Source organism: Sanguibacter sp. Z6_81, assembly GCF_057180625.1.
The window spans coordinates 626,662-641,122 of the sequence record NZ_JBXUFV010000001.1 but is presented as its reverse complement, the minus strand read 5'-3'; the positions used below and the strand labels follow the sequence as shown (position 1 = coordinate 641,122).

General features: G+C 70.4%; 14 protein-coding genes and 1 tRNA gene. 8 read left to right on the top strand and 7 right to left on the bottom strand.

From position 1 onward, the window contains the following. Positions 1–52: 52 nt before the first annotated feature. Positions 53–880: a hypothetical protein gene (locus AC2AXK_RS03065; RefSeq protein ID WP_484343861.1), complete on the bottom strand. Its 828-nt coding sequence runs from the start codon at positions 878–880 to the stop codon at positions 53–55. A gap of 125 nt (positions 881–1,005) precedes the next feature. Beyond that, a tRNA-Leu gene (locus tag AC2AXK_RS03060) sits at positions 1,006–1,088 on the bottom strand. A 139-nt stretch (positions 1,089–1,227) separates the two neighbouring features. On the opposite strand from AC2AXK_RS03060, the gene AC2AXK_RS03055 reads away from it, so the two are divergent. From AC2AXK_RS03055 to pknB, 7 genes are read left to right on the top strand one after another with little or no spacing between them, the layout of a single operon-like run. Then, positions 1,228–1,944: an FhaA domain-containing protein gene (locus AC2AXK_RS03055; RefSeq protein ID WP_484343860.1), complete on the top strand. Its 717-nt coding sequence runs from the start codon at positions 1,228–1,230 to the stop codon at positions 1,942–1,944. Positions 1,945–1,955: 11 nt separating this feature from the next. Further along, positions 1,956–2,441, top strand: coding sequence for an FHA domain-containing protein FhaB/FipA (locus AC2AXK_RS03050; RefSeq protein WP_484343859.1), 486 nt, complete (start codon positions 1,956–1,958; stop codon positions 2,439–2,441). 6 nt (positions 2,442–2,447) lie between these two features. Continuing rightward, positions 2,448–3,854, top strand: a complete 1,407-nt coding sequence (locus AC2AXK_RS03045) for a PP2C family protein-serine/threonine phosphatase (RefSeq protein WP_484343858.1) — start codon at positions 2,448–2,450, stop codon at positions 3,852–3,854. Then, complete coding sequence (locus AC2AXK_RS03040) at positions 3,854–5,374, top strand: FtsW/RodA/SpoVE family cell cycle protein (RefSeq protein WP_484343857.1); 1,521 nt, start codon at positions 3,854–3,856, stop codon at positions 5,372–5,374. The genes AC2AXK_RS03045 and AC2AXK_RS03040 overlap by 1 nt, the downstream gene beginning before the upstream one ends. Next, entirely contained in the window at positions 5,371–6,840 is a 1,470-nt protein-coding gene (locus AC2AXK_RS03035; protein ID WP_484343856.1) for a peptidoglycan D,D-transpeptidase FtsI family protein, read from the top strand. Before AC2AXK_RS03040 ends, AC2AXK_RS03035 begins: the two co-directional genes overlap by 4 nt. Then, positions 6,837–8,612: a serine/threonine-protein kinase gene (locus tag AC2AXK_RS03030; protein WP_484343855.1), complete on the top strand. Its 1,776-nt coding sequence runs from the start codon at positions 6,837–6,839 to the stop codon at positions 8,610–8,612. The genes AC2AXK_RS03035 and AC2AXK_RS03030 overlap by 4 nt, the downstream gene beginning before the upstream one ends. Continuing rightward, entirely contained in the window at positions 8,612–10,696 is a 2,085-nt protein-coding gene (gene pknB / locus AC2AXK_RS03025; RefSeq protein WP_484343854.1) for a Stk1 family PASTA domain-containing Ser/Thr kinase, read from the top strand. The genes AC2AXK_RS03030 and pknB overlap by 1 nt, the downstream gene beginning before the upstream one ends. A gap of 187 nt (positions 10,697–10,883) precedes the next feature. On the opposite strand, the gene AC2AXK_RS03020 is transcribed toward pknB, so the two are convergent. Genes AC2AXK_RS03020 through AC2AXK_RS03005 form a run of 4 tightly spaced genes read right to left on the bottom strand, consistent with a single transcriptional unit; the run spans position 10,884 to position 13,120 of the window. Then, complete coding sequence (locus AC2AXK_RS03020; RefSeq protein ID WP_484343853.1) at positions 10,884–11,519, bottom strand: aminodeoxychorismate/anthranilate synthase component II; 636 nt, start codon at positions 11,517–11,519, stop codon at positions 10,884–10,886. Position 11,520: 1 nt separating this feature from the next. Next, complete coding sequence (locus tag AC2AXK_RS03015) at positions 11,521–11,679, bottom strand: hypothetical protein (protein WP_484343852.1); 159 nt, start codon at positions 11,677–11,679, stop codon at positions 11,521–11,523. Beyond that, positions 11,679–12,434, bottom strand: a complete 756-nt coding sequence (locus AC2AXK_RS03010; protein WP_484343851.1) for a class E sortase — start codon at positions 12,432–12,434, stop codon at positions 11,679–11,681. The genes AC2AXK_RS03015 and AC2AXK_RS03010 overlap by 1 nt, the downstream gene beginning before the upstream one ends. Then, on the bottom strand, positions 12,431–13,120 hold the full coding sequence (locus tag AC2AXK_RS03005) for a DUF881 domain-containing protein (protein ID WP_484343850.1): 690 nt from the start codon (positions 13,118–13,120) through the stop codon (positions 12,431–12,433). Before AC2AXK_RS03005 ends, AC2AXK_RS03010 begins: the two co-directional genes overlap by 4 nt. Before the next feature lie 150 nt (positions 13,121–13,270). Between AC2AXK_RS03005 and AC2AXK_RS03000 the strand changes: the two genes are divergently transcribed. Then, a complete protein-coding gene (locus tag AC2AXK_RS03000; protein WP_484343849.1) occupies positions 13,271–13,537 on the top strand; it encodes a cell division protein CrgA in 267 nt (88 codons plus the stop codon). A 285-nt stretch (positions 13,538–13,822) separates the two neighbouring features. On the opposite strand, the gene AC2AXK_RS02995 is transcribed toward AC2AXK_RS03000, so the two are convergent. Continuing rightward, on the bottom strand, positions 13,823–14,362 hold the full coding sequence (locus AC2AXK_RS02995) for a peptidylprolyl isomerase (RefSeq protein WP_484343848.1): 540 nt from the start codon (positions 14,360–14,362) through the stop codon (positions 13,823–13,825). Between the last annotated feature and the right edge of the window lie 99 nt (positions 14,363–14,461).

Below are 14,461 nucleotides of genomic sequence, written 5' to 3'. Positions count from 1 at the left end.
GGTCTCCGCTCGAGGCTTCATGTCACGCTTCGCGGAGAACGTGCGCAAGCCGCTATGGCCGCCGAGTCGCAGCGCATCGCCCTACGGTTTTCGGCGCGGCTGTGTACGGCTCCTCGATCGATGCGATGACGAGCTTGCAGTCCGCGCACGTCACCACATGGGGCGTGAGATACACGCGTCCGCCCCGGCCTCCGCCACGATGCGACTCGATGACAGCCGCAACGGTGTCCACGATCTCGGACAGGCCCGCGACATACGTACGGTCCTCATCGTGTTTCGCCCAGCCGTGGCGCTCGTGCGTGAACATGCGGCTCTTGCTCGACAGCGAAAAGGCCCACTCGCCGCGGGTCGCGGAAAGGATGGCGACGATTGCGACTTCGGCGTCGTCAGCCGCGATGACAGGCGCCCAAGGCAGCTTGCCGGATGGCGCCTGCCGCCATCGCACCGGGCGAGGGGGGCGATGAGTCAGACCGGACAGGCGGATGTTGCGCTCCTCCAGGCGCTCGACCGCTTCCCGGAGCACATGCGCGGGGAAACCGGAGACGACCGGCTGTGCGATACGACCGACCCGGATCAGCCGATCGATCTTCCGTGAAGTCTGGATCGACTCCTGCTTGTCCTCGGCGTCGAGCTCGACGCGATTCATCCACTTGTCCAGCGGCAGCCGCATAGCCAACGATGCCCAGTTCCCCGCCACCTTCGTCGCCGCACTCCGCAAGTCGGCAGCGGGGAACTGGGCAAGACGTCTCGCGAGGGGATCGCTCTCGTAGAGATCAAAGAAGTCGTCGGAGCTGGCCCGTGCGTTGCCGGCCCAGATCCCCGCGAGAACTTCCAGTTGGTCACGTTCAGCCTGAGTGGTCACATGGAGCGAATCGGCCACCGCGGACACCTCTTTGAACGCCCGGTCGGGTGATCTCGTCATCGCCGACTGAGTCGGGTCCGGACACACGAAAGGCCCCGACAAGTTCTCCCGGTCGGGGCCTTCCATCCGCTTCCGCGGACCTGTGCGTGAGGGGGGACTTGAACCCCCACGCCCTTGCGGGCACTGGCACCTGAAGCCAGCGCGTCTGCCATTCCGCCACTCACGCGTGACTGAGGAAGATTAGCATGCAGGGTGCGTGTTGCACGCATGCCCCTCATCACACCGTTTGGTCTATACGATGATCGTCGGGGGGCAGCAGGCCTCCACGGTCCCGGAGCAGCGCACGCAGGACGGAAGGAGGCGGCATGGGAGTTCTGGACAGGTTCGAGAAGGGCGTCGAGCGTGCCGTCAACAACACGTTCGCACGCGTGTTCCGCAGCGAGCTCAAGCCCGTGGAGCTCGCCAGCGCCCTGCGACGCGAGGTCGACGACCGCGCCGCCGTCGTGGACCGCGACCGCACGGTCGTGCCCAACGAGTTCCTCATCTACCTCTCCGTCGAGGACTTCGCGCAGGTCGAGGGGTGGGGCGCCGAGACGATCGCGGACGAGCTCGCCGCCAACGTCACCCAGCACGCAGCCTCCCAGCACTACGCCTTCGTCGGCCCCGTGACCGTGTCGTTCCTCGAGACCGAGGACCTGGAGAACAGCCGCTTCGAGGTGCACTCCTCGACGGTGCGCGGCGCGGTGGCGCCCTCGACGAGCGCCGCCCCGAGCTCTCGGCACCCGCTCGTCGACATCGACGGCCAGCGGTACCTCCTCACCGGCCCCGTCACCGTCATCGGACGCGGCGCCGAAGCGGACATCGTCGTCGACGACCCCGGGGTGTCCCGCAGGCACCTCGAGATCCGGGTCACCCCGGACGGCGTCATCGCCACCGACCTCGGCTCGACCAACGGCTTGTTCGTCGAGGGGCACCAGGTCCCCGCGGCGACGCTGCTGGACGGCAACTCACTGACCATCGGGCGCACGCGCATCATGTTCTGGACGGGTGTCTCGGACGACCCCTCACGCGGGGAGTGGTGACCGGCGCGCCCATGAGCGAACTGACGATGACCCTGCTGCGGCTGGGCTACCTGGTCCTGTTGTGGGCGTTCGTCTTCTCGATCATCCGCGTCCTGCGTCGGGATCTCTACGGCACGCGGATCACCTCCCGCAAGAACGCCACCCGTGAAGCCGTTGCCGGCGTGCCCCACGCGTCCGGGGCAGCCCCCGCACCCAAGCCGCGCGCGAAGCCCTCGCGCCTCGTCGTCACGTCCGGCCCGCTGCGCGGCACGACCCTCCCGCTCACCACGTCGGCGATCCTCATCGGCCGCGCCCCGAGCTGCACGCTCGTCCTCGACGACGACTACTCGTCGTCCCGGCACGCCCGGATCTTCCCGTCGGGCGACCAGTGGATCCTCGAGGACCTCGGGTCCACGAACGGCACCTTCATCGGCACCCAGAAGGTCACCTCTCCGACACCCCTCTCCCCGGGTGTGCAGGTCCGGGTGGGGCAGAGCGTCGTCGAGCTGCAGAGGTAGCCGCCCGTGACCATCGCCCTGCGTTACGCTGCGCGCTCCGACGTGGGTCTCGTGCGCTCCAACAACCAGGACTCCGCGTACGCCGGCCCGCACCTGCTGCTCGTCGCGGACGGCATGGGCGGTCACGCCGGCGGGGACATCGCGTCCTCGCTCACCGTCGCGTCCCTCGCGCCGCTCGACGGCGAGGCGTTCGGCTCCCACGAGATCCTCGAACGGCTCGGGGAAGCCATCGAGGAAGCCCGCCTGGAGCTCGTGCGCCGGTCCCGCGAGGACGCCGAGCTCGGCGGCATGGGGACCACGGTCACCGCACTCCTGCGCTCGGGCAACAAGCTCGCGATGGCACACATGGGCGACTCCCGGGCCTACGTGCTCCGGGACGGCCGGCTCAGCCAGGTGACGAAGGACCACACGTTCGTCCAGCACCTCGTCGACACGGGCAAGATCACCCCGGAGGAGGCCGAGCACCACCCGCAGCGCTCCGTCGTCATGCGGGTCCTCGGTGATTTCGACCTCGACCTCAACCCCGACCTGTCGGTCCGCGAGGCGCGCGTCGGCGACCGCTGGCTGCTGTGCTCCGACGGCCTCAGCGGGTTCGTCAGCCTCGAGACCCTCGAACGCACGCTCCACGACATCGACGACATCGACGAGTGCGCCGAGCGCCTCATCCAGCTGGCGCTGCGCGCCGGAGGCTCCGACAACATCACGTGCATCGTCGCGGACGTCCTCGACCTCGACGACCTCCCCGACGGCGCCGGCCCCTACTCGGGCGTGCAGGTCGTCGGGTCGGTCGCCGTGAGCCGGGATGCCCCGACCGTCGCCGCGGACGGTCCGGCCGCCCGCGCCGCCGCCCTCCTCGCCGACGCACGAGCCCGCGTCGAGGCCCTGGCCGACGCGACGACCGCGGAGGGCCGGCCGTCCCACGACGACGACGCGCCGGACGACCTCGCACCGATGGCGTCGGACCCTCCGGACGACGCGGACGATGAGGTCCCCGGACCCCGACCCGGCCGCCGCGCGCGCCGCCGCGCCGCACGCGCCGAGCGCGCCCGCGCACGCAAGGAGGCGGACGAGGCCAAGGCAGACGAGGAGCCCCGCCGCCGCTGGGTCCGCACCCTCCTCGTCGTCGTGCTCCTCGTCGCCCTCCTCGGCGCCGGGGGCTGGTGGGGCTACCGCTGGACACAGACCCAGTACTACGTCGGCGCGCAGGACGGGAAGGTCGCGATCTTCCGAGGCATCCCGCAGAGCGCCGGACCGCTGCACCTCTCGTCCGTCGTCGAGGTCTCGGACCTGCGCGTCAGCGAGCTCGAGGGCTTCGTCGCCCAGCAGGTCGAACGGACGTTGCGCGCCTCCTCGCTCGACGACGCCCGAGCACGCGTCGAGAACCTCGTCGAGGACGCGGAGGGCACGTCCTGATGGCGACGGTCGAGCCCAGCCGGGTCCGCGGTGGCCGCGCCAGCGAGCTCGGTCTCCTGCTCGTCGCGCTGCTCATCGGCGGCGGCGCGTACGCGCTCGTCAGCCTCTCGATGGAGGGCACCCTCCCGGCGAACTTCTACGTCCTCACCGGTGGCATGGCCGTCCTCGGACTCGGCCTCCACCTCGTCGTCCGGTGGCGCGCCCCGTACGCCGACCCGGTGCTGCTGCCCATCGCCCTCGCCCTCAACGGGCTGGGGCTCGCGATGATCCACCGCCTCGACCTCGCGGCCCAGCTCAAGGGCAACACCGCCGAGCTCGCCACGCGCCAGCTCGGCTGGACCGCCCTCGGCATGGTCGCCGCCGTCGCCGTCGTCTGGGTGCTGCGCGACCACCGGACGCTGCGCCGCTACACCTACACGGCGATGGTCGTCGGTCTCGTGCTCGTCGCGCTGCCGCTCGTCCCGGGGATCGGCACGCAGATCAACGGTGCCCGGATCTGGGTGGGGATCGGTCCGTTCTCCCTACAGCCGGGGGAGTTCGCCAAGATCGCGTTCGCCGTGTTCTTCGCCGGATACCTCGTCACCAACCGGGACACCCTCACCCTCGCGGGCCCCAAGATCCTCGGCCTCCAGCTCCCCCGCATGAGGGACATGCTGCCGATCCTCCTCGTGTGGGGCGCCTCCCTCGTCGTCCTCGTCGCCGAACGCGACCTCGGTACGTCGCTGCTGTTCTTCGGTCTCTTCGTCGCGATGCTCTACATCGCGACGGAGCGGATCAGCTGGGTGATCATCGGTCTCACGCTGTTCGCCGGCGGGGCCCTCGCGGCCGCCCGGTACTTCAGCCACGTCCAGGGCCGCTTCAACGCCTGGCTCAACGCGATGGACCCCGACGTGTACGACCAGGCGTTCGGTGGCTCCGGGCAGCTCGTCCGCGGCCTGTTCGGGCTCGCGAACGGTGGGCTCTTCGGGACGGGCTGGGGCGACGGCCGTCCCGACCTCGTCTCGTACGCCGAGTCCGACTTCATCATCACGTCCCTCGGTGAGGAGCTCGGTCTCACCGGTCTGCTCGCGATCCTCACCCTCTACCTCCTGCTCGTCGAGCGTGGCATGCGCATCGCGATCGGCACCCGTGACGGGTTCGGCAAGCTGCTCGCGGGCGGCCTCGCGTTCGTCATCGCCTGGCAGGTGTTCGTCGTCGTCGGCGGCGTCACCCGCGTCATCCCCCTCACCGGGCTCACCACGCCGTTCCTCGCCTACGGAGGATCGTCCCTCCTCGCCAACTGGATCATCGTCGCGCTGCTCGTCCGGATCTCCGACAACGCACGCCGCCCCACGCCGCTCCCGCTGCGCGGGGTGCCGGCAGCCCCGGCGCAGGACCGGCAGGACCCCGACGACGCCCCGGCCCGCCGGTACGACGAGGACGACGAGACCGAGATCGTCCGTCCCGGCGACCGCAGCCGGGGCGGATACGGTGACGGGGCCGACGAGCGCACCGAGATCATCGGGACGGTGGACCGGTGAACGTCCCCATCCGGCGCGTCGCCGTGGTCACGCTCGCGATGTTCCTCGTCCTCATGGTCGCGGCCACGTGGATCCAGTTCGTCCAGGCTCCGAGCCTCAACGCCGACGGGCGCAACGTGCGCACCCTCTACCGGGAGTACGGCACGGACCGCGGGCCCATCGTCATCGGCGGCGAGGCCGTGGCCGTCTCCACCCCGGTCGACGACGCCTTCGGGTACCAGCGCTCGTACCCCGACGGAGCGCTCTACGGGCACGTCACCGGCTACTACTCCGTCGTCTCTCCCGCGACGGGCATCGAGCGGTACGCCAACGACTACCTCAACGGCAGCTCGGACTCCCTGTGGTGGAGCCGCCTGCAGAACCTCATCTCCGGCGAGGACCCCCAGGGTTCCGCCGTCGAGCTGACGATCGTGCCCGCCATGCAGCAGGCCGCCTGGGACGCCCTCGGCGACCAGCGCGGCGCCGTCGTGGCCCTCGACCCCTCGACCGGGGCGATCCTCGCGATGGTCTCCAAGCCCAGCTATGACCCCAACCTCCTCGCCGTGCACAGCTCGAGCGAGGCGAGCGCGGCCTACTCGGCCCTCGAGGCGGACCCCGCCCACCCGCTCTACAACCGGACGATCGGCGGCGACACCTACCCGCCCGGGTCGACGTTCAAGCTCGTCACCGCCGCCGCTGCTCTCGAGACCGGCGCCGCGCAGCCCGACACCGAGATCGCGGCACCCACCGAGCTGCCCCTCCCGCAGTCGAGCTCGGTGCTCGGCAACTTCGGCGGGTCGGAGTGCTCGAGCACCGGGACGACGACCCTCGCCGACGCACTGCGGACCTCGTGCAACACGGCGTTCGGCCAGCTCGGCATCGACCTCGGTGACGACGTCCTCGCCGAGCAGGCCACCGCCTTCGGCTTCGAGACGGACCTGTCGGTCCCCATGCCCGTGACCCCCAGCCGCTTCCCGACGGGCGAGGACGGCATCAGCGAGGCCGAGACGGCGCTGGCCGCCATCGGTCAGGCGAGCGTCCGCACCACTCCGCTGCAGGTGGCGATGGTCTCCGCGGCGATCGCCAACGGGGGAGACCTCATGACCCCCTACCTCATCCAGCAGGTGCGCACCCCGGACCTCGACGTGGCGTTCCGCGCCGAGTCGTCCGTGCTCAGCACGCCGATCTCGAAGAGCACAGCGAACGCGCTGCGCGACATGATGGTCGGCGTCGTGCAGTCCGGGACGGGGACCTCCGCCCAGATCCAGGGGGTCCAGGTCGCCGGCAAGACGGGCACGGCCGAGCACGGTGCGGACAAGAGCCAGGCGCCGCACGCCTGGTTCACCGGGTTCGCCCCCGCCGACGACCCCCAGGTGGTCGTCGCCGTCGTCGTCGAGAACGGCGGGAACCTCGCCAACGAGGCCACCGGAGGTCGCGTCGCAGCACCGATCGCTCGCGCCGTGATGCAGGCGGGGATCGACCGATGAGGCCGGCAGCAGGGATCGCGCTCGGCGGCCGGTACCGCCTGGTCCGGCAGATCGCCGTCGGCGGGATGGGGGAGGTCTGGGTCGCGCACGACGAGTCGCTCGCCCGCGACGTCGCCGCGAAGGTCCTCCGCGAGGAGTTCGCCGGCAACGCCGACTTCCTCGAGCGGCTGCGCACCGAGGCCCGCAACAGCGCTGCGCTGTCCCACTCCGGGATCGCCCAGCTCTACGACTACGGGGAGCAGGAGGGCTCCGGCTACCTCGTCATGGAGCTCGTCGTCGGCGAGCCCATGTCCGACCTCCTCGAGCGCGAGCCGATCCTGCCCGTGCTGCGCCTGCTGTCCATCCTGTCCCAGACGTCTCGGGCGCTGCACGCCGCGCACGTCGCCGGGGTGGTGCACCGCGACGTCAAGCCCGGGAACATCCTGCTCGAGCGCACGGGCGAGGTGAAGATCACCGATTTCGGTGTGTCGCTCGCCGCGAACCAGGTGCCGATGACGGCCGCGGGCATGGTCATGGGCACGGCCCAGTACCTCTCCCCGGAGCAGGCCATCGGCAAGGCGGCCACAGGCGCCTCAGACCTGTACTCGCTCGGGATCGTCGCGTTCGAGTCGATCGTCGGCAACCGCCCCTTCACCGGCGCCACTCCGGTGGACATCGCCGTCGCACACGTCAACGAGCCCGTCCCTGAGCTGCCGCGATCGGTGCACCCCGGGCTCGCCGACCTCATCACAAGGATGCTCAGCAAGGACCCGCTCGACCGCCCGCGCAGCGGAGCGGTCCTCGCGCGGAGCTTCGACCTGCTCGCGGAAGAGATCGCGGCGGACCCGTGGGGCAGCGGCCTGCGTCGCGCAGGTGCGTCGTCGGGCTCCCCGCGCCGCGCGACGACCGCCTCCGAGCGCCGCGCCGTGCGGGCGCGCGCGGAGGAGATGCTCGCAGATCCCGCACGCAGCCCCGGCGCGCACCTCAAGGACGCGACCGCGACCCGGGAGCCCTCAGCCGTCACCCGCGCGGGGCAGCACGTGGAGCCACAGAACCCCGAGCTCCACCGCCACTCCAGCGAGCGGCGCGCCGCCGAGGGACGCCGCAGCACCGACGAGGACCGCCCGGCCATGCGGCCCCGGGGCGAGGCGGCCGGGCGCCGGACCGACACGCCAGCGACTCCCGTCCGGCCGACGGACCCGCCCACGCCCGTGCTGACCAAGGCGCCCGCAGGCAGGGGTGCACCGTCAACCGGAAGCCCGGTCCCGCCCCCACCACCGCCGCCACCCCCACCTCCGGCCGCGCAGTCGCACGGAACACGGGCAGCGGCCGCCGGACGCACATCCGCCGGCCGGAGCTCGACCGGGGGGAGTCCTGCTGCTAGGAGCTCGGCTGGTGGGAGCTCTGCTGGTGGGAGCTCTGCTGGTCAGCGGGCCGCCAGCCGGAACCCGGCGACTCGCGCCGACCGGAACCGCTCCTCGTCGGGTGCACGGTCCGGCGGCGCGACGCACCGCACCGCGACGCCGCACCGCACCTCCACGACGACGGGACGCCGGATCGGGTCGCTCGGCTGGCCCACCATCGCGCTCGCGCTCTTCCTCGTCGTCATCCTCCTCGCGACCCTCGTGCGAGCGATCGTCACGCGGGACGACGAGAACGCATCCGCACAGCACCCTGACAGCTCCTCCGCACAGCCATTCACCACGAGGACCGCCGTGGATGGGATGATCTACCCAGAGATGGCGCCGAACATGCTCGACGCCGCAGGACCGACAACACCTAAGGACGCGTAGTGGCTGACGACGCACCCCGTATTCTCGCGGGCCGTTACGAGGTCGGTGAGCTCATCGGCCGTGGGGGCATGGCCGAGGTTCACATCGGACACGACAACAGGCTCGGCCGTACCGTGGCGATCAAGATCCTGCGCTCGGACCTCGCACGCGACCCGTCCTTCCAGGCGCGGTTCCGCCGGGAGGCGCAGTCCGCGGCTGCGCTCAACCACCCCTCGATCGTCGCCGTCTACGACACCGGCGAGGACATGATGCAGGAGCACGGCGGCGCCATGGCGCACGTGCCCTTCATCGTCATGGAGTACGTCGAGGGGCACACCGTCCGCGAGATCCTGCGTGACGGCAACGCGGTGCCCATCGAGGAGGCCGTCGAGATCACCTCCGGGGTGCTCTCCGCGCTCGAGTACTCCCACCACGCCGGCATCGTCCACCGCGACATCAAGCCGGCGAACGTCATGCTCACCCCCACGGGTGCGGTGAAGGTCATGGACTTCGGCATCGCCCGGGCGCTGGCGGACTCCGCCGCGACCATGACGCAGACGCAGGCCGTCATCGGTACCGCGCAGTACCTCTCCCCGGAGCAGGCGCGCGGCGAGAGCGTCGACGCGCGCAGCGACCTGTACTCCACCGGGTGCCTGCTCTTCGAGCTGCTCACCGGTCGGCCGCCGTTCGTGGGGGACTCGCCCGTCTCGGTCGCGTACCAGCACGTCCGCGAGGCTCCGGTGAGTCCGAGCAGCATCGCCTCCGACGTCCCTGAGACGCTCGACCGCATCACGCTCAAGGCGCTCGCCAAGGAGCGCACGGCCCGGTACAGCAGCGCGGCGGAGTTCCGCTCCGACCTCGAGGCCGCTGTGCGGGGGACCGCGATCGCTGCCCCGTCGCTCGGCGTCGTCACCGCAGCAGCGGGGGCCGCAGGCGCTGGCACGACCCAGATCCTGGGTGCAGCCAACGGCGGACCTCCGACCCAGACGCAGATCGCTCCGGCATGGGCACCGGCCTCCGACTCGTCGAGCATCCTGCCACCTGACGAGGACGACGAGGACGACCACTCGCGGCGCAACAAGGGCCTCATCTGGGCCCTGGTAGCCATCGCTGTCATCGCGGTGGCCGCGATCGCCGCGATGCTCCTGCTGCGCGGTGATGGCGAGGAGCCCGCGATACCGACGATCGCCGTGCCGCAGCTCGCTGGCCTGACGATCGAGGAGGTGGAGGCCGCGCTGACCGACGCGGGCTTCACGACGGACCCCGACATCCTCTACGAGATGAGCGACACCGTCCCCGAGGGCCAGGCCGTCCGCAGCGAACCGAGCGCGGACAAGGAGGTTCCCGCGGACACCGAGGTGTCGGTGTGGATCTCCCAGGGACCTGACGCCAGCGCGATCCCGAACGTCGCCGGGCAGACCAGGACGGCGGCGATCGCCGCGCTGGAGGCGGCCGGCTTCAAGGTCGTCAACGGCGACCAGACGGAGGACGACCCGACCATCCCGAAGGACTCCGTGGTCCGGACGGACCCTGCGGCGGACACGGTCCACCCACGAGGCACCCAGGTGACGCTCTACGTCTCCTCCGGGATGGTGAACGTGCCTGACGTCTCCACCCTCCCGCTCGAGGAGGCCCGTGCGGCGCTCAACGCGCTCGGGCTGAACGTCAACACCGAGAAGGAGGAGAGCGACGCCCAGGAGCCCGGGACCGTGCTCCGCCAGGAACCCGCGGCAGGACGCCAGGCTCAGGGAGCCACCGTGGTGCTGTACGTCGCGGAAGCCCCGGAGATCCAGCAGGTCCCGATCCCCAACAGCCTCGTGAACGCCACCCAGGCGGATGCCGTGGCGACGCTCTCCCAGCTCGGGCTTGTCGCCAACGTCCAGCCCGGAACGGCCAACACCATGCCCGCCGGTCGCGTCGAGGCCACGGATCCCGGAGCGGGCGCCCTCGTCGACGTCGGGTCTGCCGTGACCGTCTACGTGTCGGACGGCACCAAGGCGGTTCCTGACGAGGACGAGGACGAGGGTGAGGGCACCCCACCCAGCCCGGGTGCGGGACCCGGCACGAACCCGGGGAACGGCAACGGGAACGGCCGGTCCGGCTAGCAGCCCCGTGTGATGAGCAGAGCCCCCGACGGTTGTCGTCGGGGGCTCTGCTGTGTCCGGTGCCAGGTCTCAGGACGCCGCTGGGCGGCAGATGCCGATACTGGAGGTCTCCGTGCTGGAGGTCTCCGTGCTGAGATGCCGGTGCTGGAGATGTCGGTGCTGGTGTCTCGGCGCCCGGCTCGCGGTCCTACCGGCGGATGAGCGGTGCCAGGCCCTCGGACCGCGCGACCGCATCCGTCGCCCCGCAGATCTCGAGCCAGTTCGCCAGGAGGCGGTGCCCGCCGTCGGTGAGCACCGACTCCGGGTGGAACTGCACGCCGTGCAGCGGGAGCTCGCGGTGCTGCAGGCCCATGATGATGCGCCCCGTCGGCGTCTGGACGTCTGCCGTGACCTCCAGCTCGGGCGGGACCGTGTCCGCGACGACCGCGAGAGAGTGGTACCGGGTGGCGGTGAACGGATGGGCGAGCCCCGCCAGCACCCCGCGGTCCGTGTGATCGACGGCGCTCGTCTTCCCGTGCATGAGCTCGGGGGCGTGGGTGACGGTGGCACCGAACGCCTCACCCAGCGCCTGGTGGCCGAGGCAGACGCCCAGGAGCGGTGTCGCGGTCCGCGCACAGTCCCGGATCACCTGGAGGCTCTGGCCGGCATCTGCGGGGGTCCCGGGCCCGGGGGAGACGAGGACCCCGTCGTACTGCGCCCGCTCGTCAGCGGACGGCACGGCGTCGTTGCGGACGACGACGGTCTGCGCCCCGAGCTGGTTGAGGTAGCCGACGATCGTGTAGACGAAGGAGTCGTAGTTGTCGACGACGAGGATCCGCGTCATGTCATTCCCCCACGGTCTGTTCGTTGAAGGGCATGTAGTCGGCGATCGCCGGGAAGACGATCTCGAAGCACAGGACGACGACGCCGACCGCCAGGGCGATCATGACGAGGGCACGGAACCAGAAGGGTCCGGGCAGCGCGCGCCAGAGGAGTCCGTACATCACAGTCCTTCCGCGGGGGGTTGCATCTCGGCCGGCGTACCCTGCGAGACGGGCATCCACCGCACGAGGGTTCCGTGCACGACGTACCGCTCCCGCGCCGAGAACATCGGGTGGCAGCTGGTGAGAGTGATGAAGCGTTCCGTGGGTTCGACCACGGGGTCGCCGGGGAGCGTTCCCGGGATCGCGGCGATGACCTCGACCTGGCTCGGCGTGACGACGCTCGACTCGGTCACCGCGTAGACGTACCACGTCTCCTCCGTCCGGACGATGATCGGGTCACCCGGCTGCAGGTCGGCGATGAGGTTGAACGGCTTCGCGTACGTGGTCCGGTGCGCCGCGAGCGAGAAGTTGCCGATCGCGCCCGGCAGGGCCGTCTCGGGGTAGTGCCCGGCGAACCCCGCGTCGAGGATCTTCTTCTTGCCCACGCCCTCGGCGATGTTCACGGAGTAGTCGGCACCGAAGCGCGGCACGTACATCGTCGCGAAGACGTCACCGTCGGCAGGTTGCGCGATGATCGGCGGATCCCCCTGGGGCGGGTCCTCCTCCTCGGTGACCACCTCCGTGGGCGGCGCCTCCCAGCCCAGGCTCGCCGTGACCTCGGCCTGCTTCCGGCCGGCCTGGACGTCTGTCCACCACAGCTGCCACACGAGGAAGAGAGCGACGAGCACACCGAGCGTGATGAGGAGCTCTCCGAGCACCCCGACGAGGCGCAGCCACATCGGGGGGCGCTGCTTCGTGCGGGTGCCACGACTCACTGATAGATGTCCGTTCCCTCGGGGACCTGCGCGTACGTGAGACTCGACGTCCCGGTGTAGGCGGGCATCGTCACGTCATCGATCTCGACGACCTCCCACCCGAGGCCGACCTCCTCGACGAAGTCGAGGTAGGCACCGACCGAGCGCGAGGCGTAGAGGGCGTCGACCATCTCCTGTTGATCACCGATCGCCACGACGTCGTACGGCGGGGAGTACACCCGCCCGTGCAGAGATAGTACGTTGCCCACACAGCGGAAGGCTGAGAGCGAGCTGACCCGTTGTCCCTCGAGCGTCATGGCCTCCGCGCCGCCGGCCCACAACGCGTTGATGATGCCCTCGAGGTCCTGCTGGTGCACGACGAGGTCGTCCGGCTTCCACTGCTGGGCTTGCAACCCGTCGGCGGGTGCGTCCTGCACGGTGACGCGCAGGCCTGGCCCGCGCACGGCGGTACGGCCCGTGAGGATCCCGGTGGGCACTGCCCGGTCCGGAGAGATCTGCGGCACTCCGGCGGTCGCTGCCTGCCCGAGGGTCTCGACCTCGGCCCGGAGCATCTCGACCTCGGCCAGGAGCTCGTCACCGCGGGCACTCTCCTGCTCGACGAGCTCGCGGAAGTTCTCGGGCTGCCTCTCGTCCTCACCGCCAGCGAGCCGGGCGTTGGCGGTGAACATGATGCCGGCGATGAACATCACGGAGGCGACGGAGAGTGTCGCTCTGAGTGGAGTCCTCCTGCCGTGCGACTGTCGCCCCATGTTCCCCACCGTGTGATGTGTCTGACGTGCGTCTGCCACTAGGCTAGACAAGAATACGTCCTCGCCCCATCGACAGGAGCCGGTTCCGTGCCCGAATCGAAGTCCCGCAAGAAGCCTGAGAAGGCGGCGGGGAAGACCGCGACGCCGAAGATCACGAAGACGACGACCGGCAACCCGGTGTGGCTCGTGCCGACGATGCTCACGCTGTTCATCGTGGGGATCCTGTGGGTCGTGATCTTCTACCTCACGTCCGGCGGCCTGCGGCTCCCGGTGCCGGCCATCGGGCAGTGGAACATCGCGGTCGGCTTCGCACTCATCCTCTCCGGCTTCATCCTCGCCACCCGCTGGAAGTAGCCGGTTCCGGCCGCACGGCCCGCCGGACACACGAACGCCCTGCTCGCCCCTCCGTGGAGGTGGCGAGCAGGGCGTTCGTCGTCTCGCCGCGTGAGGCTCCGCTGCGGGGTCCCGCTGAGGGGCCCCGCTGTGGGGCCCCCCTGTGGGGCACGGGCGGCAGGAGCGCCTGTGACGCAGGATCCACAGTGGATCCGCTTGTGCACAAGCTTGTCCCCAGCTGTGGATAACTACACCGGTGTGATTCTCCGTCGGTGCTGCCGTCCTGCGCAGGGTGCCCCGTGAGGCTCAGTCCTCGATGGTCACCGAGGTGATCGTGATGTCCTCGACCGGGCGGTCGCCCGGACGCGTGGGCGCGGCAGCGATCTTGTCGACGACAGCACGGCTGGCATCGTCGGCGACCTCGCCGAAGATCGTGTGCTTGCCCGTCAGCCAGGGCGTGGCCGCGACAGAGATGAAGAACTGCGACCCGTTGGTGCCCTCGGCCTCGCCCGTGACCGGGTTGCGTCGCGTCCCGGCGTTCGCCATCGCCAGGAGGTACGGCTTCGAGAAGGAGAGCTCGGGGTGGATCTCGTCGTTGAACTTGTAGCCGGGGTCGCCGGTCCCGGTCCCGAGCGGGCAGCCACCCTGGATCATGAAGCCGGAGATCACGCGGTGGAAGATCAGCCCGTCGTAGAACGGATCGTTGCGCTCAGCGCCCGTCTTGGGGTCGGTCCAGGCCTTCGTGCCGGTCGCGAGACCCGTGAAGTTCTCGACCGTCTTCGGCGTCTGGAAGGGGAACAGCTCGATACGGATGTCACCAGCGGTGGTGTGCAGGGTTGCGAACATTCCGTCATTCTTCCACGGGCACCGCCGGCCTGCGGGCCCGTACACAGACAAGATCGGTGCGGACCTGGTGCAGAAGTGGCAGAGTGGGCGCAGGTGTAT